The following is a 24,641-nucleotide window of genomic DNA, read 5'->3' on the forward strand; positions in this document are numbered from 1 at the left end:
TTGAATGAGCCAAGAACATAAGGGACATTATTTTCTAGCCGATGGCGGTGAAATGGGAGAATTAATTCGGTCTAAAGACTGGAGCAAAACTCCTTTAGGTGATCCTGAAAACTGGCCTCAAAGTCTGCGAACCGTAACTTCTGTTATGCTTAATAATCCTTTTGGAATGTACATTGCCTGGGGAAAAGATTTTACGCAGTTATACAATGATGCCTTTTTAAAAATTATTGGTTCTGAAAAACATCCGCAGGCTCTTGGAACTTCTCCTAAAGATACTTTCTCAGAAATCTGGAACATTACAGAGCCAATGTTTGAAGAAGCTATGCAGGGAAAATCTATTTCTTTTCCTGATTTTGTTGTTCCCTTGAACAAAAACGGAGTTGTAGAAAGTTGTTATTTTGATTTTTCTTATTCGCCCATACGAATTGAAAATGGCGAAGTTGGCGGCGTTTTAGTAACCGTTGTTGAAACCACGGCAAAGAAAAAAGAAGTTATCGATCAGGTTGAAGCGCGTTCCAAACTTCAGGAAAGCGAACAAAAAATAAGACAGTTGGTTGAAAATGCTCCTTTTCCTATTGCGGTTTATGTGGGTGAAGAAATGCGCATTGAACTCGCTAATGATTCTATCATAAAAGTTTGGGGAAAAGGCGATGATGTAATTGGAAAGTCCTATCGCGAAATTCTGCCGGAACTTGATAATCAATTGGTTTTTGAACAGGTTCAAGGCGTTTTAAAAACTGGAAAATCTTTTCATAATAAAAACGCTCAAATTGATATCACGATAAATAATGAGCTCGAAACTTTTTATTTCAATTATAGTTTTACGCCACTTTTTGATACAAACGGAAATGTATATGCGGTTATGAATACGGCTGCTGAAGTTACTGATTTGCATCTTGCCTCTAAAAAAATTGAAATTGCAGACAAACGTTTCCGTGATACGGTAAAACAGGCGCCGCTTGGAATTACTATTCTTCGCGGTCCGAATTATATTGTCGAATCTGCAAATGAAGCTTATCTTAAACTTGTTGCACGAGAAGAAGAAGATTTTGTGGGCAAACCTTTATTTGATTCTCTGCCCGAAGTTAAAGATACAGTTGACTCCTTATTAAAAAATGTTTTAGCAACTGGTATTCCGTATCATGGTAATGAAGTTCAGATTCCTTTAAACAGACATGGAAAATTAGGTATTTGGTATTTCGATTTTCTTTACCATCCTTTAAGAGAAGAAAATGGTGAAATTTCAGGTATAATCGTGACGGTAACTGAAGTAACCGAAAAAGTCGAAGCCCGTAAAAAAATTGAACAAAACGAAGAACGCTTAAATATTATTGTTGAAGCCAGCGAACTAGGAACCTGGGAATTGAATGTAAAAACACGGGAACCACGTTATTCTCAACGATATCTTGAAATTATTGGCGGTTATACCGAAGAAATTATGTTATCGCACGAACAATTGCTGCAGCATTTGCATCCGGATGATATGCATATTCGAAACAAAGGTTTTAAAGATGCACTTACTCTGGGAGCGCTTCATTATGAAGTACGAACCATATGGCATGATAAATCGATTCACTGGATTGAAGGGAAAGGCAAAGTTTTTTACGATGAAAATAATAATCCTGAGAAATTAATTGGAACAATTAGAGATATTACAGCCGAGAAAAAACATCAGCAGGAATTAGAACAAAGCGAAAAAAGATTCCGTAATCTCGTTATGCAGTCTCCTGTTCCAAAAGCCATTTTGAAAGGCAGGGAAATGGTTGTTGAAATTGCCAATTTAGCTTTGCTTGAAACTATTTGGAACAAAAAAGAAAGTGATGTTCAGGGTAAAAAATTATTTGATATTTTCCCGGAACTTCTCACTCAAAAATACAGTCAATTATTAAACGAAGTTTTCACCACAGGAGAAACACATTCTGAAATTGAATCGCCGATATTTATTAATGGAAACAATGGCGAACAGTTGTTTTATATTGATTTTGAATATGCTCCAATATACGAAACAGACAACAGTATTTCTGGAATTAGAGCCACAATAATTGATGTAACGGAAAAAGTTGAAACCCGAAAAAAAATTGAAGAAAGTGAAAAACGTTTCCGCTCTTTAACAGAAAGTATTCCGCAGTTAATATGGGAAACTGATGAAAAAGGAAATGCTTTATTTACTTCTGGAAAATGGGAAGAATATACAGGAATAAGACCTGCCGGAGAAGCAGAATGGAAAGCGATGATTCATCCTGATGATTATGAGGAAAATATTAAAATCTGGACGCATAGTTTAGAAACCGGACAAGTTTACAGAACTGATGTAAGGGTTTTAAGAAAAGACGGAAGCTACAGATGGCACGCCGTTATTGGTGAACCTGTTCTGGATGATGATAATAAAATCATTAAATGGGTTGGTGCTTTTACCGATATTCATACCGAAAAAGCTTTTACACACGAACTTGAACAACAGTTTACGGCAAGAACCAGAGAGTTGAGCCAGATGTATGAATCGCTTAAAAAAAGTGAAGAACGTTATCATTTAATGGTCGAAGAAGTTCAGGATTACGCGATCTTGTATTTAAACCATAAGGGAATTGTTGAAAACTGGAATGTGGGAGCCGAAAAAATTAAAGGGTACAAAGCACAAGAAATAACCGGAAAACATTTTGGCATTTTCTATACAGCCGAAGATCAAAAAAATAATCTGCCCAATACATTACTTGAATTAGCCAGAGAAAAAGGCCGTGCGGTACAACAAGGCTGGCGCGTGCGTAAAAACGGAAGTTTATTTTGGGCAAGTGTTGTCATTACAGCGATTCATAATAAGAATAATGAAGTGATTGGTTTTTCGAAAGTTACACACGATTTAACGGAGAAAAAAAGAGCCGACGATAAAATTAAACTGAATGCCCTGGAACTGGAACAAAAAAATGCCGAGCTGGAACATATGAACAAAGAGCTTCAGTCTTTTGCTTATATTTCAAGTCACGATTTGCAGGAACCGCTTCGGAAAATTCAAACTTTTGCTTCGCAGATTTTGGATAAGGAATTTGAAAATTTATCAGATTCCGGAAAGGATAAATTCAAAAGAATGCAAAACGCAGCGCAGCGTATGCAGACTTTAATTAATGATTTGCTTTCGTATTCGAGAACGAATATTCAGGAACGAATATTTGAAAAAACGAATCTTTCTAAAATCATTGATGAAGTAAGAGAAGATCTTAAAGAAGAACTGGAACAGAAAAATGCCGTGATTGAAAACAATGATGTTGGTGAAATAAATATTATTCCGTTTCAGTTTAGACAGCTGCTTTATAATTTAATCAGCAATTCACTTAAGTTTTCAAAACCCGATATTCCGGCTATAATAAAAATTAACAGCGAAATTGCAAAAGGTTCCCATTTTCAGGAACAAGCTTTAGCGAAAGAAACCCGTTATTGTCATATTAATATTCTCGACAACGGAATTGGTTTTGAACCGCAATACAGCAAAAAAATCTTTGATGTTTTCCAGCGTTTACACGGAAGAGATCATTACACCGGAACCGGAATTGGTCTGGCAATCGTAAAAAAAATCGTTGAAAACCATAACGGATTCATTACGGCAAAAGGCGAACAAAATAAAGGCGCTTCTTTTGATATTTATATTCCGCTGGAATAATTCTTCAGCTACAATTCATAAAAAAACGGAAACAACTTTACTAAGTCATTTCCGTTTTTATTCCTGATTCTTCGAATTAGGAATTTACCTTAAAACCAATTTCTTATCTGGTATAAACTGTAATTATACCTGTAGTTTTGTCTTTAATTTTCAGCTCTTTATTAGTAAGGTTCATAATGTCACTCGTTGAGCTTACGTTACCAACAGTTATTGTTAAATCATTATGAGATCTTACATAAGTTCCTGTAGTTTCTACCAAAGCACAATTCTCACCGCTATAATCACCAATCACTGCTGCGTTACTTACCCTTAGATCTAAATAATCTCTATTGGCAGTACATCCTTCTTGATTTTCCGCTGCATCCACTAATACTTCATTTCCATTTACAATTGTTCCGGTTTTACTTAGATTATATTTTCCTGCTAACGGTACAATTGTTTCTCCTTCATTATCATCGTTGCTACAAGATGTTGCAAACATTCCCAGGCTTAAGGCTAATACGAATAATATGTTTCTACTTTTCATGTCGATTTGTTTTTTATTGATTTAATTTAATAATGCTAAATTAAAAGTATAATCTTACAGAAATTTCCATGATTTTAAGTTTATTTTACATAAATCGCATTTATTGACAGGGCTTGCCTTTTAAGTATTTATTAAACATATAATGTGTAACCGGCCTTAAAGCGCCTTTCGTTTCCGGATGTTTGCCATTTCCATTATCATTAAAAAAATCAACTCCTTCTGATGTTTTTCCATACCAAACGAAGGCTTCTCCATTTTTCATAAAACATGTCGTTGTATCACAAGCCTTTAATTTTCTAAAATCTAAAAGACTTTCATCAAGTGGAATTACAATATTAAAATTCCCGTTATCTTTTGTAGAACAGTCTACTACTTCATAATGATCATCAGACCACTGCATACAATGATTTTTAAAGAAGGCAAAATAAATTATTGCGCCTATTAAACCGAAAACTAATATTATAACTCCAGCAGTTTTCTTTAATCTTTTCTTAAAGTTGTAAATAATCTTTTCTTTAGCATTTATGAATAGATTAATACGTGGAGGATTTGATGTACTTGGTAAAAATGCATTTTGAACCTCATCTGCTCTATTTACTCCTTCTTCATTAAATGCTAAATTTAATGGCTTCCTATCTATTGTTATAAGGGGTTCAGAGATTTCAGGTAATCTATTCTCATTTAATTCAATAATTAATTTCTTCTCATTGTATGTAACAGATGATTCTGGAACTATGGAATTAACAGGATTGGTCTGTGTTTCATATCCAGCGACACCTTTTTCTCTAAATTTTCTAAATGGTCGCCACTGAAAATCTACAAGAATTGCGGCAAGTTCAACGGGTTCAACATTTAAAGGGTCTGTTTCTTCTTTTAAAAAAGTTCCAATAGGTCTAAATCTATCTGTCTGTTCCCTAAACTGGGTTCTTTTTATGGGATCAAATTCAAATCCAAAAAAAGATTTAAAAACAATTAAGTCATTTGAATTTGGATTCTCAATTCTTTTAAATATTTCCCAACACAAATTTCTAAGATTTGCCTGCGATGGATTTGGAAAATTATCTGCTTCAGTCTCTTTTTTATATTTCTCCTGAATCGCTTTTTTATAATCTTCAATAGTAAAGTTAGACATAGGCAAGTTATTTTTTTTAGGAATTTTTAGGAATTCCTATGAATAGTTAAACATTTTAGGAATTCCCGGAATTCCTTGTAAATGCAGGCTCAAAACCGCCGTTACTTTGCTTCAACAAAATTAGTTAGCGCTTTGATCTGCAGGTCAAAAACAAATGTACAAAACTAGTTTATTCAAAAAGTGTGGAAAACCGTAAGACGGAGTTTATCTGGGAAGTATAAACAAAAATCTTACTGTTCTACGCACTTCACTTCCCAAACAAAATTTGGTATTGCACTCAACCAAAAGCCCGGAAAAGTTCCGGCCAGCAATGCCTATGTCTAATTTTTAAACTTTAAAAAAATGAAAACTCTATATTTATTGGGAGCGTGCGCGCTGTTGTCAACTACATTATTTTCTTGTACTGCTGACGAATTTGATACAACAAGTAAAAAAACTGAAATACAAAAAGATGTGGTTCGAGACAGCATACAAGCAGATGTACCACCAGATGGCCCCGGTGACGAACCAATTAATGTTCCGCCGCCAAAAAAATAATAGGCAGAAGTAAATAATATACTATTAATTACTAATTTCGGGGAAAGTAAGTGTTATGCTGCGTTCCCCGTTTTTTTATTCTCTTTTTTTTGTTTTTTTTCTTTCCTGCCAAAAAGAAAAAAACATTCCTGTACAGCAAAATAATCCTAAAGAAAAAGATGCCATTAATATTCGGGACAAAGCCATTTTGGATCTTCAGAATAAAAATTACAATACGGCATTCTATAACTTTAATAAATCTAAAATACAGTTTGAAAACTTAAAAGACAGTTCCTTTATTATTTATAATCTTATACAAATGGCCTCTATTCAACAAATAAATGGAGACTATTATGGCAGCAAAGAAACACTCACAGAAGCTTTACCTTATATTAAAAAAAAGGATATTTACAGCGCTGCAATTAATAATTATTTTGGCATTGCAGATAAAGAACTTTCTATTTACGATGATGCCATTTATTATTACAAAGAAGCATTAAAAGATTGTAACGACTCCATTTCAAGAAAAGCACCATTAAATAACATAGCCGTTGTATATATTCTTAAACATAAATATGATAAGGCAATCGAAATTTTAAAATCAATTTTGTTTCAGGAAAATATTACCGACAAAACGTTTTTAAAAACTCAGGCAAGAATTCTTGACAATTTGGGATTTGCTTATTTTAAAAAAGGACTTACCGATGAAGGACTTAAATACATGGAAAAAAGTCTTGAGATAAGAAATAATTTAAATGATCTTTATGGCGGTATTGAAAGTAATTTACATCTGGCAGAATTTTATACCAAAACAAATCCTGCAAAATCAAATCAATTTGCACTTGAAGCATATAATAGTGCAACTACTTCTAATAGTGTCGATGAGCGCTTAAAAGCTTTGTCTTTTCTAATTTCAAATGATTCTCCCAATAAAAACACTCAGTATGCTAAAAAATTTATTTTATTAAATGACAGCATAACTAAAATCAGAAACAACTTTAAAAACAAGTTTGCCAAAATTAAATACGATTCTAAAAAAGAAAAAGACGAAAATCAGAAACTTCGATTAGAAAAAATAGAAAATGAATTATCACTTCAAAAAGTTAAATATCAAAGGATATTTTTTATAATTGGGATTGTATCGCTTTTCTTTCTATTGCTGTATTTGAGGAAGTTTTATCAAAATCGAAACCGAATCGAAAAAATAAAAACCGCCTACGATACCGAAACCAGAATTGCAAAAGACATTCACGATGAATTGGCAAACGATGTTTTTAACACCATAACTTTTACCCAGACACAATCATTAGAAATTGAAGCCACTAAAGAAACTTTAATTCAAAAATTGGATAATATTTATGCGCGAGTCCGCGGAATTTCGAGAGAGAATAATGATATTGATACTAAAGCAAATTATGCCGTAAACTTAAAAGAAATGCTTTCCACTTATAATACTCCTGAGACTAATGTTATTATTAACAGTATTGAAAAAGTTAATTGGGACTTAGTTGAAGAAATTAAAAAAGTTACGATATACAGAATTTTACAGGAATTAATGGTGAACATGAAAAAGCATAGTCAGGCATCAATAGTTGTTGCAAAGTTTGACAGCAATGCAAAAACAATATTTATTGATTATACAGATAACGGCAAAGGCACTGAAAAATCAAAAATTATAAAAAATGGTTTACAAAATATGGAAAACCGTATTCTGGCTATAAAAGGAACTATTACTTTTGACACTGAACCTGATAAAGGTTTTAAAGTAAAGATAACAATGCCTAAATAAAAGCCTATGTTTAAAAAAGTAATTGTAGCCGAAGATCTTGAAGATATCAATTTAGCAATCGAACAAACTTTAAAAGATTTGGAAATTGTCGATTTTCAACATGCAAAATATTGTGATGATGCTTTTCTAAAAATAAGAAAAGCAATTCAAGATGATGAACCATACGATTTATTAATTAGTGATCTTTCATTTAAAAAAGATCATCGTGAAGTAAAAATTAACAATGGCGACGAGCTAATTCAAAAAGTCAGAGAGATACAGCCCAATATTAAAATCATTGCCTATTCTATCGAAGATAAAAGCCTTCGTATTAAATCACTTTTTGATAATTCGGAAATTGATGCTTTTGTTTTAAAAGGCCGAAAGAGTATCGTAGAACTAAAAAAAGCGATTAACATAATTTCGACTTCTGACGAAACATTTATTTCTCCCGAAGTTGCTTCGGCATTACAAGAAAAAAACAATTATGAAATTGACGATGTCGATATTAAAATCCTAAAATATTTATCTGACGGAACTTCGCAAGATGAAATAATAGAAATTTTTAAAAACACCGATATCAAACCCAATAGTAAAAGTGCCGTAGAAAAAAGATTGTCTAAACTCAAAGACTTTTTTAAAGCCAATAATACCGTTCATTTGGTTTCTATCACAAAAGATATGGGGATTATTTAATTCCTTATCATTATACTTTCTTCAAGCTCCTTCGGGGGCTTTTTTTATTTCTTCAAGATAAATTTATGGATTATGGATTTCCGTAAAATACTGGTTTTGATTGGTTTTACTTTTGAGGAAAATAAACAACCAATGAAAGCCAAACAATTATATATCGGTCACATTTTCACATTGCTGTGCGGAAGTTTAATATATATTTTATTCAGAACTTCAAACTTAAAAATGTTTGTTTGGTTTGATGAATTACAAATCTTAGACATTATAAATAACCTAAGAAGTTTTACTGTCAGCTATTCAAATAATCTTCCAAACATCATTCTTTATTCATTACCAGACGGATTATGGATGTTTTCATATCTAAGTCTGGTTTTGTTTTTATGGAAAAACGAAATTAAAAATGAAAATCTATTTTGGATTTTCATAATCCCAATAATCTCAATTATTTCTGAATTTGGGCAGCTTGTAAAAATTGTTCCCGGCACTTTCGATTCTTCAGATCTTCTTATGTATTTCTTAGGAACAACTTTACCATTTATAATTTACAAAAAATCAATAACCATAAATTTAATACACTAATGAAAAGAAAAGTACAACACTTATTTTCTGCACTTACACTTGCAGGATTTATCTTCATCGCATTTGGAAGTGGAGATGAGGATAAAAAGAATTTTGAAAGTAATTCAACAACAGTTTCAGACACTGAAAACTCGAAACCTGATGTTGAAATTTTGAAACAGTCTGCCAGTTATGAACCAACTTTAAGTTCTTACACTGTTCATTGCCGACTTAAAAACAATACAAATGAATTAATTCCATATTTGGATTTAACAGCTACATTTTACGACAAAGAAGGAAACATTGTAGGTACGGGAATGGGTAACGCAGCAAATTTTGCGGCTGGTGCTGAAAAAACTGTAGATGTAATTGGACTCGATATTCAAAATTGTGAGACCTACGAAGTCGAAATTGGAAATGTAATGAACTAATATTTATCCTAAAAGGCATATATAATAAATTATAAAAATAAAGAACCATGATAGACGATTTAAAAAAGTTCTTAAACGAAGAACAAGACCCAAAGGCAGTTGAAAAGCTTTTAGTTAAAGTTAATGGATTATTAACCTCAGGAGAGCAGGTAGAATACATTGCTGTACAGAAAAAACCAGCTATAAATTTATCTCCGGACTGCATAGCTTTGACCAATAAAAGAATTATTTTCTGCAGACCTAAAAATTTAGGCTTATCTATGGATTTTCAGGATTACGCCTGGAAAGACATTCTTGATTGTCATATGAAAGAAGGAATTATGGGCGCAACTTTTTCAATGAAAACGATAAAAGGGCATATCAATATGCTTGATTATTTACCTAAAGCCCAAGCAAGAAAACTATATCAGTTTGCACAGCAAAAAGAAGAAGAAATGGTCGTGTTTAGACGTGAACACGATTTAGAAACAAAACGAGCAATTGCTGGCGGTGGAATCACGGTAAATGCAGGTTTGCCAATTTCTCAAAATCAAGAGCAAAAAGAAGATCCGTTAGAAACTCTTCAAAAATTAAAAAAATTATTAGAAAGCGAAATTATTTCGCAAACAGAATTTGATACTAAAAAAACAGAAATTTTATCTAAAATGTAAACTTATGAAAAGTAAATTAACCGCAGCAATCTTGACACTTTTTTTCGGAGGAATTGGAATCCATAAATTCTATTTAGGACAATCTGGCCAAGGAATTCTCTATTTATTATTTTGTTGGACTTTCATTCCTTCAATATTAGCCTTTTTTCAATTCTTCGGGCTTTTATTCATGTCTGATCACGCTTTTAATGTAAAATACAATAATGGTTTTTAACCTTTTTTAAAATGGGAAAACAAATAAAAAAGAAAGATGCTATTAATGTATCTCTAACAGATTTTATAGATTTTGTAAATAAATCCGGTGGTTCTAAAATGACGAAAGTAAAACAAGTTAAATATAGAGCTCCCTATAATCCTGCCACCGACTTTTATAAGGCATTACGTGAAGAAATCATTGAAAATCACAAAAATAATGGTGAAAAGAAAACATTAGATAACCTGCTACAAAAACTAACTGATTCAAAAAAAATAGTGAATTACCCCACATCTATAGATGGATATAAAAAGTTCTGGGGAAAGAAAAAAATCGAATGGTTTGATCCACCATTTTATCATTGGTTAACTGGTGATCTTGATATCAAAATAAATCCCGAATTAGGACTTGCGTTTGACAACAAACTTTATGTTATCAAATTATTTCTAAAAGCTGATAAAATTTCTAAAGATAAATTATCTCAAGTCTTATCCTTGATGGAAAGTCAATTACGAAAGGAAGCTGGAGATGAAGTTATTTTTGCAGTTTTAGATGTAAAAAATTCGAAACTATTCGAAAATGCAAAGGGTGATTTTACATACCTGCCTTTATTAGAAGGTGAAGCAAAAAGTTTTGAATCTATTTGGAAGGCTATATAAGTTTTTAGAGAATTAAATTAACAAAACCCGTATAAGTACTCATAATAAAGAGCTCAATTCTAATTAGATTTATCGAATTCTAAAATTAATTAAGTCTAACCAAATACCACAAAGCCTATGTCAAAAAACTACTTCATCTTACTTTTATTATTTACGTTTTATTCCTGCGAAAAAGCCGCTGCTCCGCCTCCACCGCAAATAAATACATTTTATAAACCGGTAATTACAGCAGACGATCGGAAAACAATTACGCCCGAAGAAGCAAAAACGTATCATGTAAATAAAACGCGTCATTACGAATACAGAACCGGAAATTCTGGAAACTATGAATACAATTATGATGTAAAAGGAATAAATGCAATAGGCGACTCAGTTTTTGGGAATATTAATGTTCAGGGAAAATACGGCGCCGGAATTTTAAACGACACTGTTGCCGAAATAGAAATTAATACCGAATGGATTGCATACGGAAAATTAAAAGCTACTGATAAAAAAGGAAATGAATACAATTTAATTGTCAAATAAAAACGCACTAATGAAATATACTTTACTCTTATTTTTTGTTTTTTTGACTTCCTTTTCTCCTCCAGATACCAGCGTTTATATCTGCGGATCAAGCGGATCAAAAAAATATCATTATAAAGAACATTGCCGGGGTTTATCGTCATGCAGGCAGGAAGTGGTCAAAACATCACTCAAACAAGCTCAGGGCCTTGGTTTAACTCTTTGTGGATGGGAAGATTGATTTATCTTCCCATTTTTTATTTAATTATTTGATAATAATGGCTTTACAATAAATTCACATTAGTTTTCGTAATTTGAATAAAACTAATCGTTATGAAATTCTTTAACCTAAATTTCCTCGTATCATTCAAAGAATGGCTTTTTTTAAGAGCTATGCAATCTTCTTTCCTTCATTAATAAACAGTTTAGAAAATAAAGGAAAGTACTATTGAATGAATAAAATTGAAAACTCATTTTTGAACAAAAACCAATTTGGTGAAGATTTCTTGTGGGGTGTTTCTACCGCCGCTTTCCAAATTGAAGGAGCACATGATTCTGACGGAAAAGGTTCTTCTATCTGGGACGTTTTTACTTCTCAAAAAGGAAAAATAAAAAACGGACATCATGCCCTAACCGCCTGCGATTTTTATAATTCTTATCAGGGTGATATTGATTTAATTAAGGAATTAAATATTCCGAATTTTAGATTTTCTATCAGCTGGCCGAGAATTATGCCAACAGGAACTTATCCTGTAAATCAAGCCGGAATAGATTATTACAATAAAATTATCGATTCATTACTTGCATCTGGAATAGAACCCTGGATTACGCTTTACCATTGGGATTTACCACATGAACTCGAATTAAAAGGAGGCTGGACAAACCGCGAATCGGTTTCCTGGTTTTCAGAATATGTTGAAGTTTGTGCGCAGTATTTTGGTGATCGTGTTAAAAACTGGATGGTAATAAATGAACCTTCGGTATTTACTGGAGCGGGATATTTTTTAGGTATTCATGCACCCGGAAAAAAAGGCATTACCAATTATCTAAAAGCGATGCATCACGTAACGCTGGCAACAGCTGCGGGTGCTAAGATATTGCGAAACAAAATTCCGAATGCTAATATTGGAACTACATTTTCGTGTACGCATATTGAGCCTGCAACAGATAGTCAAAAAGATGTTGAAGCCGCAAAACGTGTCGATACTTTATTAAACCGAACTTTTATTGAGCCAATTTTAGGATTGGGATATCCGCAAAAAGATCTTCCGGTGCTTAAAAAACTAAATAATTATATTTTAGAAGATGATTTAAACAATCTCGATTTTGATTTTGATTTCATCGGATTACAATGTTATACACGTGAAGTTGTAAAATCGGCCATGCTGATTCCGTATATTGGTGCCGAATTGATTAGTGCCGAAAAACGAAACGTAATTTCAACCGAAATGGGCTGGGAAGTTTATCCGCCTGCATTGTATCACGTTCTAAAAAAATTCAACGAGTACAAAAGCATCAAAAAAATTATCATTACTGAAAATGGTGCAGCTTTTCCCGATACCGTTACAAACGGAAAAGTATTCGATATAAAAAGAACCCACTTTATCCAAGATAACTTAGAACAAATCTTAAAAGCAAAAGAAGAAGGTTTAAATGTTGAAGGCTATTTTGTATGGAGTTTAACTGATAACTTCGAATGGGCTGAAGGTTATAATGCCCGCTTTGGATTAATCCACGTTGATTTCGAAACACAGAAAAGAACAATCAAAAACTCAGGATTATGGTTTAAGGATTTTTTATCTTAAACCTTAATTTAACCGCAATCCCGATAGCTATCGGGAGCAAGGTATTTTATTAAATATTATAAAAAAAACGCAAAGTTCGCAAAGCTTTATTTAAATATCAGCTTTGCGAACTTTGCGTAAATCTTAGCGCCCTTTGCGGTTAAATCATTCTAATCAATTAATGAAATCTATATTTATATGCTTGTTTTAAGATTCCAATATGGATTTTCCCATTCTTTTTTAAATAAGCAGATACTAAAATATATCTTTCTTCGGGATACTTTATATCATAAGTAAATATCGTGTCTTTTACTTTTACCTGAAGCTGGTGTTTTCCTTCGTCAGATACCGACAATTCAGCCGTTTCATAAGTAGGCATTGCATTTGTCGCTTTTAAGTTAATTTCCTGAACCTTCTTTTTATCCAGAAGCACTTCCAGTTTTAAATTATCTAACTTCATATCTGTTGGCTGTTCAAACGAAACAACAAATTTTTTGCACCCAAAAAGGCAAAAAATGATTAATAACAGTAAAACTTTTTTCATCGAAATAATCTTTATTATTTTATAAATATAAATATTTTTATTGATCTGACTGCTATTTTTCATCATAAGCACAAACTTCATTTAAATATAAAAAGCCTTTCAGAATTTCTTCTAAAAGGCTTTTCTCTTCAAAAAACAATAAAATTATAACCTTTACAGCTTATAATGTTTCCTTTAAAACCGCAACGGCTTCTTTCCAGTTATTTACTCTTATATGATGATTTTGATTCACATTATGAAATGCAGTGAACATAATAGGTTTTCCCATACAATAATCTAAATTTTTGCAATGATCATCAATCATATAATCGGTATTGATAATTCTTTTGCTGCCGCATAAAATAATATTATCCCATTTAATAAAAGGAAAATGCTCCGCAAGCCAGGCCATTTTTTCTGAAAGTGAAATAGGAAATTCTGTTGCGGCAGACACAATAAAGATTTCAAAATCTTTATCCAATTCAAGTAAACTTTCAACAGCATCGGGCATTACAGGCAATGTTCTAAAGAAGTTTTCTGAATGCAAAAGTTTATGAATAAAATCTCTTTCTTTAAAAGCAACATCAGAAGTTAATCCTTTAATACTTTCCTTTGACAAAGTAGTTCCGTGAGCTTTATTGTAATGGTCAATTAATTGTGCGTCAATGTCGGCAAGTACACCATCCATATCTATTGCAATTGTTTTCTTTCTCATTGTAAATTTATTTTGCGGTAAAATTATGCAAAAATTGCAATATATTGCAATTTTTAACTTATTTTTGCAATATAAAACCGCAAGTAAAATGAAAAAGGAAGAACGTCAACAGGTTATATTAGAATATTTATCTAAAGAACATCGCGTAACATCTATAGAATTAAGTGAATATTTAAGCGTTTCAGAAGATACTATTCGACGTGATTTAAAAGAACTTTCAGATCAGGGACTTTTAAAAGCCGTTCGCGGAGGCGCGGTTGCTCCTTCTCCAATTCCTTTGCATTATAGAAAAAGAGAAAAACATGATGTTGAAAATAAAAAGATTATTGCCGAAAAAGCGATTTCCTATCTAAAAGACGGACAAGTTGTTTTTATTGACGGCGGAACAACTTCTGTAGCTTTGGTTTCGAGTTTTCCTTACGATTTAAAATTAACCGTTGTTACAAACAGTTTTCCGGTTGCTTTATTAGTGGAAGATTTACCAAATATCGAATTAATTTTTGCCGGAGGATTAATGAGTAAAACCTCTTTTACAACTTCTGGAATTGATACAATCGATTTTTTACGAAATTTTAGAGCAGATGTTTGTATTCTGGGAATTTGCAGTATTCATCACGAGCGTGGTATTACGGGTGTTTTATATGATGATTCTCAAATTAAAAAAAGCATGATTCAGAATTCTAATCTTGTTATCGCGCTGAGTTCTATTGAAAAAGTGGGAACTGCAGAAGCTTATTATATTTCACCAATTACAGATATTGACGTTTTGGTTACCAACATTTCTCCTGAAGATGAAATTTTAAAAAAATATAAAGAAATAGGTTTGACTATTCTTTAAATAACAAATAAAAAAGCCTTTCAGAATTCAACTTCCGAAAGGCTTTTTCTCTACAAATTAACAGGCAATTTTATTTCCATCCGCCGCCCAAGTCTCTATAAACATGAACTGCAGCATTTAATTGTTCTTTTTTAGTATCTATTAATTCTAATTTAGCTTCTAATGCATCTCTCTGCGTCATTAAAACCTCAAAATAATCTACTCTTGCCGATTTAAACAAATCGTTTGAAACATCAATAGATTTATTTAAGGCATCAACTTGCTGCGATTTTAAATCGTAACCTTTTTGAAGATTATCGATTTTAGAAAGCTGAGTTGAAACTTCTAAATACGCATTCAGGATGGTACGATCGTAATTGTACAACGCCTGAAGCTGTCTTGCATTAGCACTAGAAAATTCTGCTTTAATCGCATTTCTGTTAATTAATGGCGCAGCAATATCTCCGGCTAATGAATATAAAATCGATTCAGGGAATGTAAACAAATAAGACGGTTTAAAAGCCTGAACTCCAAAAGCTGCTGAAATATCCAGTGAAGGATAAAATTCTGCACGAGCTACTTTTACATCTAATTTTGCAGCAACTAATTCTAATTCTGCTTGTTTAACATCTGGACGATTTGTTAGCAATTGAGATGGAATTCCAGAATTTACAGCTGCCGGAAGCAAATCTGTAAAATTGGTTTTGTCTCTTTTAATATCCTGCGGATAACGTCCTAACAAAAAGTTGATTTTGTTTTCGTTCTCTTTTATTTTCTGCAAAATATCAAACTCCAAACTTTTTGAAGTTAGAACCTCAGCCTGAAATTTCTGAACTCCAAGTTCAGTCGCTCTCGCAGCTTGCTTTTGAATTTTTACAATTTCTAAAGCGTTTGTCTGTAAAGTAATCGTTTGTTTTACAATTTCTAATTGGCTGTCTAAAGCTAATAATTCATAATAATTATCAGCGATTTCAGCAATAAGGTTTGTAATCACAAAGTTTTTACCTTCAACAGTTGCTAAATAACGGTTTACAGCTGCTTTTTTAGAATTACGCAGTTTTTTCCAGATATCTACTTCCCAGTTTGCATAAGCTGCAATTGTGTAATCCGGTAACGGATCTGGAGTTTCAATTCCCGGTTTAATTTCTGTTGTTGCATCACCCGCACCTTGGCTTGTGTAACGTCCAACCTTTTCGATTCCTGCACCAGCACGAACGCCGACAGTTGGCAATAAAGCTCCTTTACGAACTCTGATATCATTCTTTGCAATTTCAATTTCCTGCAAAGTCATATTCAGTTCCTGATTGTTTTTTAAGGCAACATCAATCAACTCTACAAGGTTTTGATCCTTAAAGAAATCTTTCCATTTTAAAGTCGATGTATTTGTGGTGTCCTGCGATTTTACGCTTCCAAATGCTTCCGGAACCGGAGCGCTTGTACTTGCTGTTTCAGCTGCAGGGGCTTTACATCCTGCCACGGCAAGACATAAACCCAATGCAATACTGTATTGATATAATTTAACTTTATACATGATTGTTATCAATTTCTTCTGTTAATGGATTTTCTTCTTCATGTTTTACCAGTTTGTGTTTCTCGGCAATTTTGGCAAATATGTAATACAAGCCCGGAATTACAAATACTCCACAAATAGTTCCTATAAGCATACCTCCAGCGGCCGCAGTACCAATGGTTCTGTTACCAATTTTACCCGGACCAGTTGCAAATGCAAGCGGTAATAATCCCGCAATAAACGCAAATGAAGTCATCAAGATAGGACGGAACCTTGCTTTTGCTCCTTCCATCGCAGCTTCTAAAACGGTTCTTCCTGCTGCGTGCCTTTGTATCGCGAACTCTACAATCAATACGGCATTTTTACCTAATAAACCAATAAGCATTACCATGGCAACCTGCGCATAAATGTTGTTTTCTAATCCTGCAACTTTCAATAAAAGGAAAGCTCCAAAAATACCCGCAGGTAAAGAAAGAATTACAGATAATGGTAAAATAAAACTTTCATACTGAGCTGCTAATACCAGATAAACAAATCCTAAACAGATTAAGAATACCCAAATTGCCTGATTACCTTGAGCAACCTCATCGGCAGAAATACCTGCCCAGTCAATATCATAACCTCTAGGTAATTTTTTAGCGGCTATTTCCTGAATTACTTTAATAGCTGTACCAGAACTGTATCCCGGAGCCGGTCCACCACTAATCTCTGTAGAAGTGTACATGTTGTGTCTCGTAATTTCAGAAAGTCCGTATACTTTTTCTAACTTCATAAAGGCAGAGAAAGGAACCATTTCATCACGATTATTTTTTACATACAATTTCAGGATATCATCTGGCTGTGCACGATATTCCGGAGCAGCCTGAACGATAACTTTATAGTTAATACCGTATTTAATGAAACTAATCTCGTAGTTACTTCCCACAAGAGTTGACAAAGTATTCATGGCGTTTTCAATAGAAACTCCTTTTTGCTGTGCCAAATCATTATCAACTTTCATCATGTATTGAGGGAAACTCGCACTAAAGAAACTGAATACGTTAGATAACTCAGGACGTTTGTTCAATTCTTCAACAAACTCTTTATTAACTTCTTCCAGTTTTTTGAAATCTGTAGTACCTGTTTTATCTAGTAAACGAAGCTCAAATCCTCCCGCAGCTCCATATCCTGGTACTGCCGGCGGTTGGAAAAACTCAATATTTGCACCTGCAATATCTTTTGATTTTTCTTCCAGTTCCGTCATAATTTCCTGAACAGATTGTTTACGATCGTTCCAGTCTTCTAAGTTGATCAAACAAGTTCCCGCATTTGATCCTGTACCTTCTGTCAAAATTTCGTAACCTGCCAATGCAGATACTGATTTTACACCTTCAACAGTTTCTGATATTTTTTGAAGTTTCAATGCAATATCATTTGTTCTTTCTAATGATGAACCTGGAGGCGTTTGAATAATAGCGTAAAACATTCCCTGATCCTCATTCGGGATAAATCCAGAAGGAACAGTGCTGCTGATTAACCATGTTCCGGCACAGAAACCAAGAAGTGCTATAATTGTTACAGCTCTTCTGTTTACAATTTTACCTAATACATTTTGGTACTTACCTTGCGCAAGGTTAAACTTGTTGTTAAAGCCATCAATAAATATGTTTACAGGAGTTCTCTTTTTAGGTTTACCATGATTGTTTTTTAACATCATCGCACAAAGTGCAGGTGTTAAAGTCAAAGCCACAATACCAGAAAGAATAATCGCTGTTGCCATTGTAATCGAGAACTGTCTGTAAAAAACTCCAACAGGACCTGACATAAACGCAACCGGAATAAATACCGCAGCCATCAAGAATGTAATCGCAATAATTGCTCCTGCGATTTCGTGCATTGCTTTTTTAGTTGCTTTTAATGGCGAAAGATGTTCTTCTTCCATCTTGGCGTGAACGGCTTCAATTACCACAATCGCATCATCGACGACGACCCCAATTGCTAATACTAAAGCAAACAACGTAATTAAGTTCAATGAAATATCAAAGAATGTCATGAACACAAACGTTCCAACTAATGAAACGGGTACAGCAATTGCCGGAATTACCGTAGAACGCCAGTCTCCTAAGAAAAGGAAAACTACTATACCAACTAAAATAAAGGCTTCAACAAGTGTGTGAATTACTTTTTCGATAGAAGCATCAAGGAATTTAGAAACGTCATAAGAGATTTCATAATTCATTCCTTTTGGGAATTTTTGCTTGATTTTTTCCAGTTTCGCTTTTACATCTTCAATAACCTGATTTGCATTACTTCCAAAAGATTGTTTCAATACAATCGCTGCAGAAGGTTTTCCGTTCAAGTTAGAATAGATATCATACATTGAACTTCCAAATTCAACATTTGCAATGTCTTTCAAACGCAAAAGTTCTCCGTTGGCATTCGATCTTACCACAATATTTCCATATTGTTCTTTTGTTGTAAAACGCCCAGAATATTTCAATACATATTCAAATGCCTGAGAACGTTTACCAGAACTTTCTCCCGTTTTACCTGGCGAAGCTTCCAAACTCTGACTTGATAATGCTTCCATTACCTCATCAGCAGAAATTTTATACGCTAACATACGGTCTGGTTTCAACCAAATACGCATTGCATATTCACGTGTTCCCAAGATATCTCCTGAACCAACTCCATTTACCCTTTTTAATTCAGATAATACGTTGATATCGGCATAGTTGTACAAGAACTTCATGTCGGTATTTTTGTCCGTACTATAAAGATTCACGTACATCAACATACTCGGAACTTCTCGTGTAATCTTAATACCTTCTCTAATTACTAAAGGTGGAAGTTTATTGGTTACCGAAGCCACACGGTTTTGAACGTTAATCGCTGCCTGATTAGGATCTGTTCCTAAGTTAAATACAACCTGAATACTTGCTTCACCATCATTTCCGGCATCAGAAGTCATATATTTCATTCCCGGAACACCGTTTAAGGCTCTTTCCAACGGAATTACAACAGATTTAATCATAAGCTCTCCATTCGATCCAGGGTAATCCGCAGTAACGTTTACCATTGGAGGAGAAATCGAAGGGAATTGGGTAATTGGTAAATTCAATACCGACAATACTCCCAAAAAGACAATAATCAACGATATCACTATCGACAATACGGGTCTTTGAATAAATTTATTAAACATTTTTATATTTTTTTAATGATTAAACTTATTTGAAGTTTAAAAAAGGGTTTCAGGTTTCAGGTTTTCAGTGCGAACTTGAAACATGAAACAACTAAAAACAAAAACTTACTCCGCTTTTAAGCGCAGGTTATTAATTACCTTTTTAGGAGACACAAATTCGTATTTGATTTTGTCATTTTCTTTTACTTTCTGAACACCTTCAAGTAAGATTTTATCATTTTCATTAAGTCCCGTTTTAATCACATACAAATCAGGAATTTCACCTGTAATAGTGATTTCTTTTGAGCTTACTTTATCATTTTTATCAACTATAAAAACATATTTTTTATCCTGAATTTCGTAAGTCGCTTTTTGCGGAATTACGATAGCATTTTTAAGAGGAACCATCATTTGAACTTGTCCTGTTTCTCCGTTTCTAAGCAATTTTGCTGAATTTGGGAATCTTGCTCTAAAAGCGATGTTTCCTGTTTCATTGTCAAATTCACTTTCGATAACTTCTACGTTACCTTTTTCTTTAAAAGTATCTCCATTAGCTAAAACCAAATTCACTTTGTTTTCGGCACGATCTTTAACATTTGTCTGATACTGAAGATATTCTGGCTCTGAAACGTTGAAGTAAGCAAACATTTGACTGTTGTCTGAAAGGCTTGTCAATAATTCGCCTTCATCAATAAGACTTCCTAATTTCAAAGGAATTCTGTCTATTGTTCCGTCAAACGGAGCCTTGATTTCTGTGAATGATAAATGAAGTTTTGCCAATGCAACTTCTGCTTTTGAAGATTGCAATTTTGCCTGAGCAACGCTCAATTCGTTTTTAGAAACGATATTTTTATCTGCCAGTAATTTAGCATTTTGCAGTTCGATTTCTACTGATTTTTGTTCAGCCTGCGCTTTCAATAATTCTGCCTGATACATGTTTGGCATAATTCTGAACAACAGCTGACCCGCTTTTACAAACTGTCCTTCATCAACATAAATGTTTTGTAAAAACCCTTTTTCCTGGGCGCGGATTTCAATATTTCGAACAGACTTAATCTGCGAAACGTATTGTTTTGTAAATGAAGTATCAATTCTAACCGGATTTGTAACCGTGAATTTTTCTGCTTCTTCTTTTTCTTCCTTTTTAGATGTACAGCTAGTTAGGCACACTAGGGCAAACAAGCCCGTGAACACGATAATTTTTTTCATGATTTAGTTTGGAAATTAAGCGATTGAATGCTTGGAATAATGATTTCTTTAGATGATAAAATGCATCAGCCAGCCTGAAGTCAGAACTTAATTTTCATATAAGCGGAAGTAAAAAAATATACATCAACGAGATATGGAGATCACGACTTAGGTAACCGATGTATACTGTAAAATCAAATTCTTAATACTCGTTGAGTAATGTAGATAGGATTTGAATGCCCTAGAGAAGGCGTAAAAATTTTAAAACGATTGGAATCATTCGCTGCAGACTGATCTGAAAGTGCCAGATACAAATTGTCTACCACGCTGTACGAAGCAGCAAAAAGTTTGTTCGTAAGTAAAGCATCATCATTTCCTAATAGATCTTCTTCAAGATCAACATCGGCATCTTCAATTATAGAACTTCCACGATCCTGGCTCGTGAATTTAACTCTATGTTTCTGTGCAAGATTATGATGATGAGAAAAAGTATTAGCATTAAGATATTGGCCTCCGCCTAGCAGAAGCAAATTCATGAATACTAAAAATACTATTAACTTTCTCATTTGGGTGCGAAAGTAGTAAAACTATCAAAACAAAAAAAGAATTTTTAACAAGGTTTAACAGTTATATAAAACGAAAACGTTTTCATTTTTTTATTACATTAAAATTATATTGAAAAATGACGTTTTTTAAAGTAATTTAAGACAATAAATATCTTAGTATTAATTTGTTAGAAGAATGTAAGAAATCTATTTTGATAAATTGATTTCCATAATGGTAAATTCCTGTCCGGCTTTAATAAAAGTTTTAAAAGTATCTTTCATTCCAAATTTTTCATAAAAAGACTTTTTATTGGTTCTGGCATTGCACCAAACTTTTTCTAAATGCCTGTCTTTTGCAAACTGTAAAATATATTCTAAAAGATGTGAAGCAATTCCTTTTCCCTGATGTGCTGTTAAAGTGGCTAATTTTCGAAACTGCATTTCTTTACCTTCAATAAAACAGGAAATTATAGAAACTAATTTATCATTTTCAAAAACTCCAAAATGAAATCCTGAATTGTCTTCTTCTAATTGTACAAATTGAAAAGGCAGATCCGGCCACATTACTTCGTGTCGAATCTGCCAGGTTTGTGAAGCTTGAATTGCTTTGATTTCCATTTTATGTTTATTTCTGGTATTTCAAAATTACATTAATTTTAAAATAAAAAAGAGAATCTTAAAACAGATTCCCTTTCTAATTATATTGATTTTTTGAATTACTTCGCTCTTACAAAATAAACTTCAGGATTATTTTCGGTTATTTTTTTGACACCTTTTTTTCCATATTTTGCTATATTAATGGCACGCATTACTTTATGATCGTCATTTAAAATGCAATCCCAAACTCTTCCGTCTGATAAAATAAATGCCGAATACAAAGAATCTGATCTGTCATCATTAAAGTAAAGCAAATCCTCTGTTTTAACCAGCGTTTTTACTTTTGATTTACGATCCTGCTCATAAAATAAAATTTTATCCTGCGCTACTTCTACTAATTTATCAACTTTTTGGTTTTTAAAATCATCATGGGCAGTAACTGTCCAAATTGGTTTATCGCCCGTAACTAACCAGGTTCCGCTTATTTTTTCTAAAACATCCTTTCTTAAAATTTCTTTTAAAGTATCTATCTCTTTTAATGATTCCTGTCCTATTTCGTTTTCCGGTTTAATTCTCGATGCCAGTGAAAACAAATCAAGAGCTTTTACATACTCTGATTTCTTTAAATAAGAATGAGCCAAATCGTATTTATTTTTCTGAAATGTTTCCTTTGAAGCATTTTGCGCTATACTTTTTACTGAAAAAAGCAAAATGATAAGAATCAAATAATTTTTCATCTGTTTAAACTTTATTTTTATTTTGCAATATTAGAATATTTTTCTTACAAAGTGAAATAAAAAATAAGTTTAATCTGATAATAATTTTTAATTTGAAAATGAGTTTAAAACCGCCATTGCTTTTGCAGCATCTTTTTTATTGACAAAAATATGGTCGTGATAAAATGCAGCCACAACATTACAGCTTATATTATGGTCTGAAAGTGCCTTTGAAAATGCTGCTGTTAAACCAACAGCTTCCAACGAAGAATGTACTGTAAGCGTTATCCACGACATTACTACAAAGTAATTCAGTTTCATTTTTACCGCTATTTCTTCTTTTAGAATAAGTGTTATTGCTTCTTTTTCTCTAAAAAACATTTCAACTTCATCTAAATTGAAATTCTCTACTGTATCAACTTTACAAAAAACATAATCGCCCTGTTTGTGTTCAGGTTTCATCGTTTTAAGTAATTTTTGAAGATCTTTTTCTCCTGACATTTTCTCTATTTTATTTTAAAAGCTTATCTAATTTTCCTTTTGTTTCAGGAAAGTTTTTATCCATTGCTAATACCTTTTCATAATTTGCAATGGCATTTTTCTTGTCGCCGCTTGCTTCATAAAAATCACCTAATGAATCGTATACATTTGGACTTTGCGGATAATTGGCAACATTTAACTTGAATAAATATCCTGCAAGTTCTAAATCTTTTTTGCCAAGCGATTGATACGCAAAATTATTTACTGTGCTTTCCGGAACGTCTACTTTATATCCTAAATGTTTTGAAACATCTTTAAAGTGTTTTTCAATTTTGGCAAAAACAGCTGCATTAAAATCAATCTGTTCTGGTATGGAAAGCTTTAATTGATTGAATTTAAAGATAAAACGAAATGCATCATAAGTTGCAATTAAAGGTACAGAACCGTGATTATCTTCGTTATAATATTTGTAATCGTAATTAAGATTGCTCTTTTTATTCTGCTTCAGGAAATCATTTAAATCTAAAATAGCTCTGATATGTCTGGTGAAAACAGTTGTATCTTTTCTAACTTTTACAACATCCATGTTATCATCCATTGTATTAGCCGCTGCGAGAAACAATGAAATATTAGCTAAGTTTTTTGTGGCTAGTTTTTTTGTAGTTTCTTTTAAAAACTGATCATGATCCCACCACATACTTGGGTCAATAGCCACGTACGAATTGAATAAAGAAGTATAATTGGTCAAAATATTCATAACGGTCAATCCGCCAAAAGAATGTCCTACTAATGTTTTGTAGGGCGCTGTTGGATATTTAGTATTGATATACGGAATCAGTTCTTTTTCCAGAAACTCGGCAAATTTTTCTCCGCCTCCGGAGGGTTCACTTACTGCTTTTGGCACAAACGGAAGATCAATCTCAGAATGTGTTGGGGTTAAATCCCGATTACGATTTGTATTTGTAATCCCCACAACAATCATTTCAGGGCAGTTTGTATTGCCATTTATTTCGCTTAATTGTTCAATCATTCCCACAACAGAACTAAAATGGGCATCGCCATCGAGTAAATAAACAACAGGATATTTTTTTTCTGCAAAAACTCCTGCATATTGTAAACTTCTAGGAAGATGAATCCAGATTTTTCTATTTTCATTTAAAACTTTAGATGAAATACTATCGATAGTTCCTATTTCGATTTTTGAATTTTTCTGGGCAAATCCAAAATTAGACAGCATTACAAAAACAAAAAACAAGGCGAGTTTATTTATTAAAATCCTAACTAAGCTACTTTTCATAATTGGTTATTTTATTTTGGTTGATTG

The 24,641-nt window shown here is 33.0% G+C and carries 24 protein-coding genes; 12 read left to right on the forward strand and 12 right to left on the reverse strand.

Annotated elements, in window-relative coordinates; translation table 11 throughout:
* The first annotated feature begins 4 nt into the window (after positions 1-4).
* Positions 5-3,652 (forward strand): PAS domain-containing sensor histidine kinase, encoded by a 3,648-nt coding sequence (locus B3C18_RS11650; protein WP_291146834.1) that lies wholly within the window; start codon positions 5-7, stop codon positions 3,650-3,652.
* 103 nt (positions 3,653-3,755) lie between these two features.
* Here the strand turns inward: B3C18_RS11650 and B3C18_RS11655 are convergent, their stop codons facing one another.
* A complete protein-coding gene (locus B3C18_RS11655) occupies positions 3,756-4,178 on the reverse strand; it encodes a lipocalin family protein (RefSeq protein WP_291146836.1) in 423 nt (140 codons plus the stop codon).
* Between the two features lie 100 nt (positions 4,179-4,278).
* Positions 4,279-5,310 (reverse strand): hypothetical protein, encoded by a 1,032-nt coding sequence (locus tag B3C18_RS11660; RefSeq protein ID WP_291146837.1) that lies wholly within the window; start codon positions 5,308-5,310, stop codon positions 4,279-4,281.
* 342 nt (positions 5,311-5,652) lie between these two features.
* Here B3C18_RS11660 and B3C18_RS11665 point away from each other — a divergent pair, with 342 nt between their 5' ends.
* The 10 genes from B3C18_RS11665 to B3C18_RS11710 all read left to right on the forward strand — a co-directional run bounded on the left by B3C18_RS11665 (position 5,653) and on the right by B3C18_RS11710 (position 13,087).
* A complete protein-coding gene (locus tag B3C18_RS11665; protein WP_291146840.1) occupies positions 5,653-5,847 on the forward strand; it encodes a hypothetical protein in 195 nt (64 codons plus the stop codon).
* 55 nt (positions 5,848-5,902) lie between these two features.
* Entirely contained in the window at positions 5,903-7,615 is a 1,713-nt protein-coding gene (locus B3C18_RS11670) for a tetratricopeptide repeat-containing sensor histidine kinase (protein ID WP_291146842.1), read from the forward strand.
* A 6-nt stretch (positions 7,616-7,621) separates the two neighbouring features.
* On the forward strand, positions 7,622-8,290 hold the full coding sequence (locus B3C18_RS11675; protein ID WP_291146844.1) for a response regulator: 669 nt from the start codon (positions 7,622-7,624) through the stop codon (positions 8,288-8,290).
* 72 nt (positions 8,291-8,362) lie between these two features.
* Positions 8,363-8,866, forward strand: coding sequence for a hypothetical protein (locus tag B3C18_RS11680; protein ID WP_291146846.1), 504 nt, complete (start codon positions 8,363-8,365; stop codon positions 8,864-8,866).
* Positions 8,866-9,276: an FxLYD domain-containing protein gene (locus B3C18_RS11685; RefSeq protein WP_291146848.1), complete on the forward strand. Its 411-nt coding sequence runs from the start codon at positions 8,866-8,868 to the stop codon at positions 9,274-9,276. Before B3C18_RS11680 ends, B3C18_RS11685 begins: the two co-directional genes overlap by 1 nt.
* A 47-nt stretch (positions 9,277-9,323) precedes the next feature.
* On the forward strand, positions 9,324-9,926 hold the full coding sequence (locus B3C18_RS11690; RefSeq protein WP_291146850.1) for a PH domain-containing protein: 603 nt from the start codon (positions 9,324-9,326) through the stop codon (positions 9,924-9,926).
* Between the two features lie 4 nt (positions 9,927-9,930).
* Positions 9,931-10,140 carry a TM2 domain-containing protein gene (locus B3C18_RS11695; protein ID WP_056202137.1) on the forward strand — a complete coding sequence of 70 codons (210 nt, stop codon included), beginning with the start codon at positions 9,931-9,933 and terminating at the stop codon, positions 10,138-10,140.
* Between the two features lie 11 nt (positions 10,141-10,151).
* Positions 10,152-10,778: a hypothetical protein gene (locus tag B3C18_RS11700; protein ID WP_291146853.1), complete on the forward strand. Its 627-nt coding sequence runs from the start codon at positions 10,152-10,154 to the stop codon at positions 10,776-10,778.
* Positions 10,779-10,895: 117 nt separating this feature from the next.
* Entirely contained in the window at positions 10,896-11,303 is a 408-nt protein-coding gene (locus tag B3C18_RS11705; protein WP_291146855.1) for a hypothetical protein, read from the forward strand.
* A gap of 431 nt (positions 11,304-11,734) precedes the next feature.
* Entirely contained in the window at positions 11,735-13,087 is a 1,353-nt protein-coding gene (locus tag B3C18_RS11710; protein WP_291146857.1) for a GH1 family beta-glucosidase, read from the forward strand.
* A gap of 157 nt (positions 13,088-13,244) precedes the next feature.
* On the opposite strand, the gene B3C18_RS11715 is transcribed toward B3C18_RS11710, so the two are convergent.
* Together B3C18_RS11715 and B3C18_RS11720 are read right to left on the reverse strand one after the other, a co-directional pair.
* Positions 13,245-13,526 carry a hypothetical protein gene (locus B3C18_RS11715; protein ID WP_291146859.1) on the reverse strand — a complete coding sequence of 94 codons (282 nt, stop codon included), beginning with the start codon at positions 13,524-13,526 and terminating at the stop codon, positions 13,245-13,247.
* A 244-nt stretch (positions 13,527-13,770) separates the two neighbouring features.
* Positions 13,771-14,304 (reverse strand): 5' nucleotidase, NT5C type, encoded by a 534-nt coding sequence (locus B3C18_RS11720; protein ID WP_291146861.1) that lies wholly within the window; start codon positions 14,302-14,304, stop codon positions 13,771-13,773.
* Positions 14,305-14,392: 88 nt separating this feature from the next.
* Between B3C18_RS11720 and B3C18_RS11725 the strand changes: the two genes are divergently transcribed.
* The gene (locus B3C18_RS11725) at positions 14,393-15,142 is read left to right on the forward strand and encodes a DeoR/GlpR family DNA-binding transcription regulator (protein WP_291146863.1); all 750 of its coding nucleotides are present in this window, start codon (positions 14,393-14,395) and stop codon (positions 15,140-15,142) included.
* A gap of 70 nt (positions 15,143-15,212) precedes the next feature.
* Here B3C18_RS11725 and B3C18_RS11730 read toward each other — a convergent pair whose 3' ends face one another.
* The 8 genes from B3C18_RS11730 to B3C18_RS11765 form a co-directional block, all read right to left on the reverse strand.
* Positions 15,213-16,652 carry a TolC family protein gene (locus B3C18_RS11730; protein ID WP_053473931.1) on the reverse strand — a complete coding sequence of 480 codons (1,440 nt, stop codon included), beginning with the start codon at positions 16,650-16,652 and terminating at the stop codon, positions 15,213-15,215.
* A complete protein-coding gene (locus tag B3C18_RS11735) occupies positions 16,645-19,812 on the reverse strand; it encodes an efflux RND transporter permease subunit (protein ID WP_291146869.1) in 3,168 nt (1,055 codons plus the stop codon). Before B3C18_RS11735 ends, B3C18_RS11730 begins: the two co-directional genes overlap by 8 nt.
* Before the next feature lie 105 nt (positions 19,813-19,917).
* Positions 19,918-21,000 carry an efflux RND transporter periplasmic adaptor subunit gene (locus B3C18_RS11740; protein ID WP_291146871.1) on the reverse strand — a complete coding sequence of 361 codons (1,083 nt, stop codon included), beginning with the start codon at positions 20,998-21,000 and terminating at the stop codon, positions 19,918-19,920.
* 173 nt (positions 21,001-21,173) lie between these two features.
* Positions 21,174-21,545 carry a hypothetical protein gene (locus B3C18_RS11745; RefSeq protein ID WP_291146873.1) on the reverse strand — a complete coding sequence of 124 codons (372 nt, stop codon included), beginning with the start codon at positions 21,543-21,545 and terminating at the stop codon, positions 21,174-21,176.
* A 186-nt stretch (positions 21,546-21,731) separates the two neighbouring features.
* Positions 21,732-22,142 (reverse strand): GNAT family N-acetyltransferase, encoded by a 411-nt coding sequence (locus B3C18_RS11750; RefSeq protein WP_291146875.1) that lies wholly within the window; start codon positions 22,140-22,142, stop codon positions 21,732-21,734.
* Between the two features lie 98 nt (positions 22,143-22,240).
* Complete coding sequence (locus B3C18_RS11755) at positions 22,241-22,858, reverse strand: hypothetical protein (protein ID WP_291146877.1); 618 nt, start codon at positions 22,856-22,858, stop codon at positions 22,241-22,243.
* An 87-nt stretch (positions 22,859-22,945) separates the two neighbouring features.
* A complete protein-coding gene (locus B3C18_RS11760; protein ID WP_291146879.1) occupies positions 22,946-23,338 on the reverse strand; it encodes an ACT domain-containing protein in 393 nt (130 codons plus the stop codon).
* A 10-nt stretch (positions 23,339-23,348) separates the two neighbouring features.
* Positions 23,349-24,614 carry an alpha/beta hydrolase-fold protein gene (locus B3C18_RS11765; RefSeq protein ID WP_291146881.1) on the reverse strand — a complete coding sequence of 422 codons (1,266 nt, stop codon included), beginning with the start codon at positions 24,612-24,614 and terminating at the stop codon, positions 23,349-23,351.
* Between the last annotated feature and the right edge of the window lie 27 nt (positions 24,615-24,641).

It is taken from the genome of Flavobacterium sp. UBA7680 (assembly GCF_002482975.1).
GTDB lineage: Bacteria > Bacteroidota > Bacteroidia > Flavobacteriales > Flavobacteriaceae > Flavobacterium.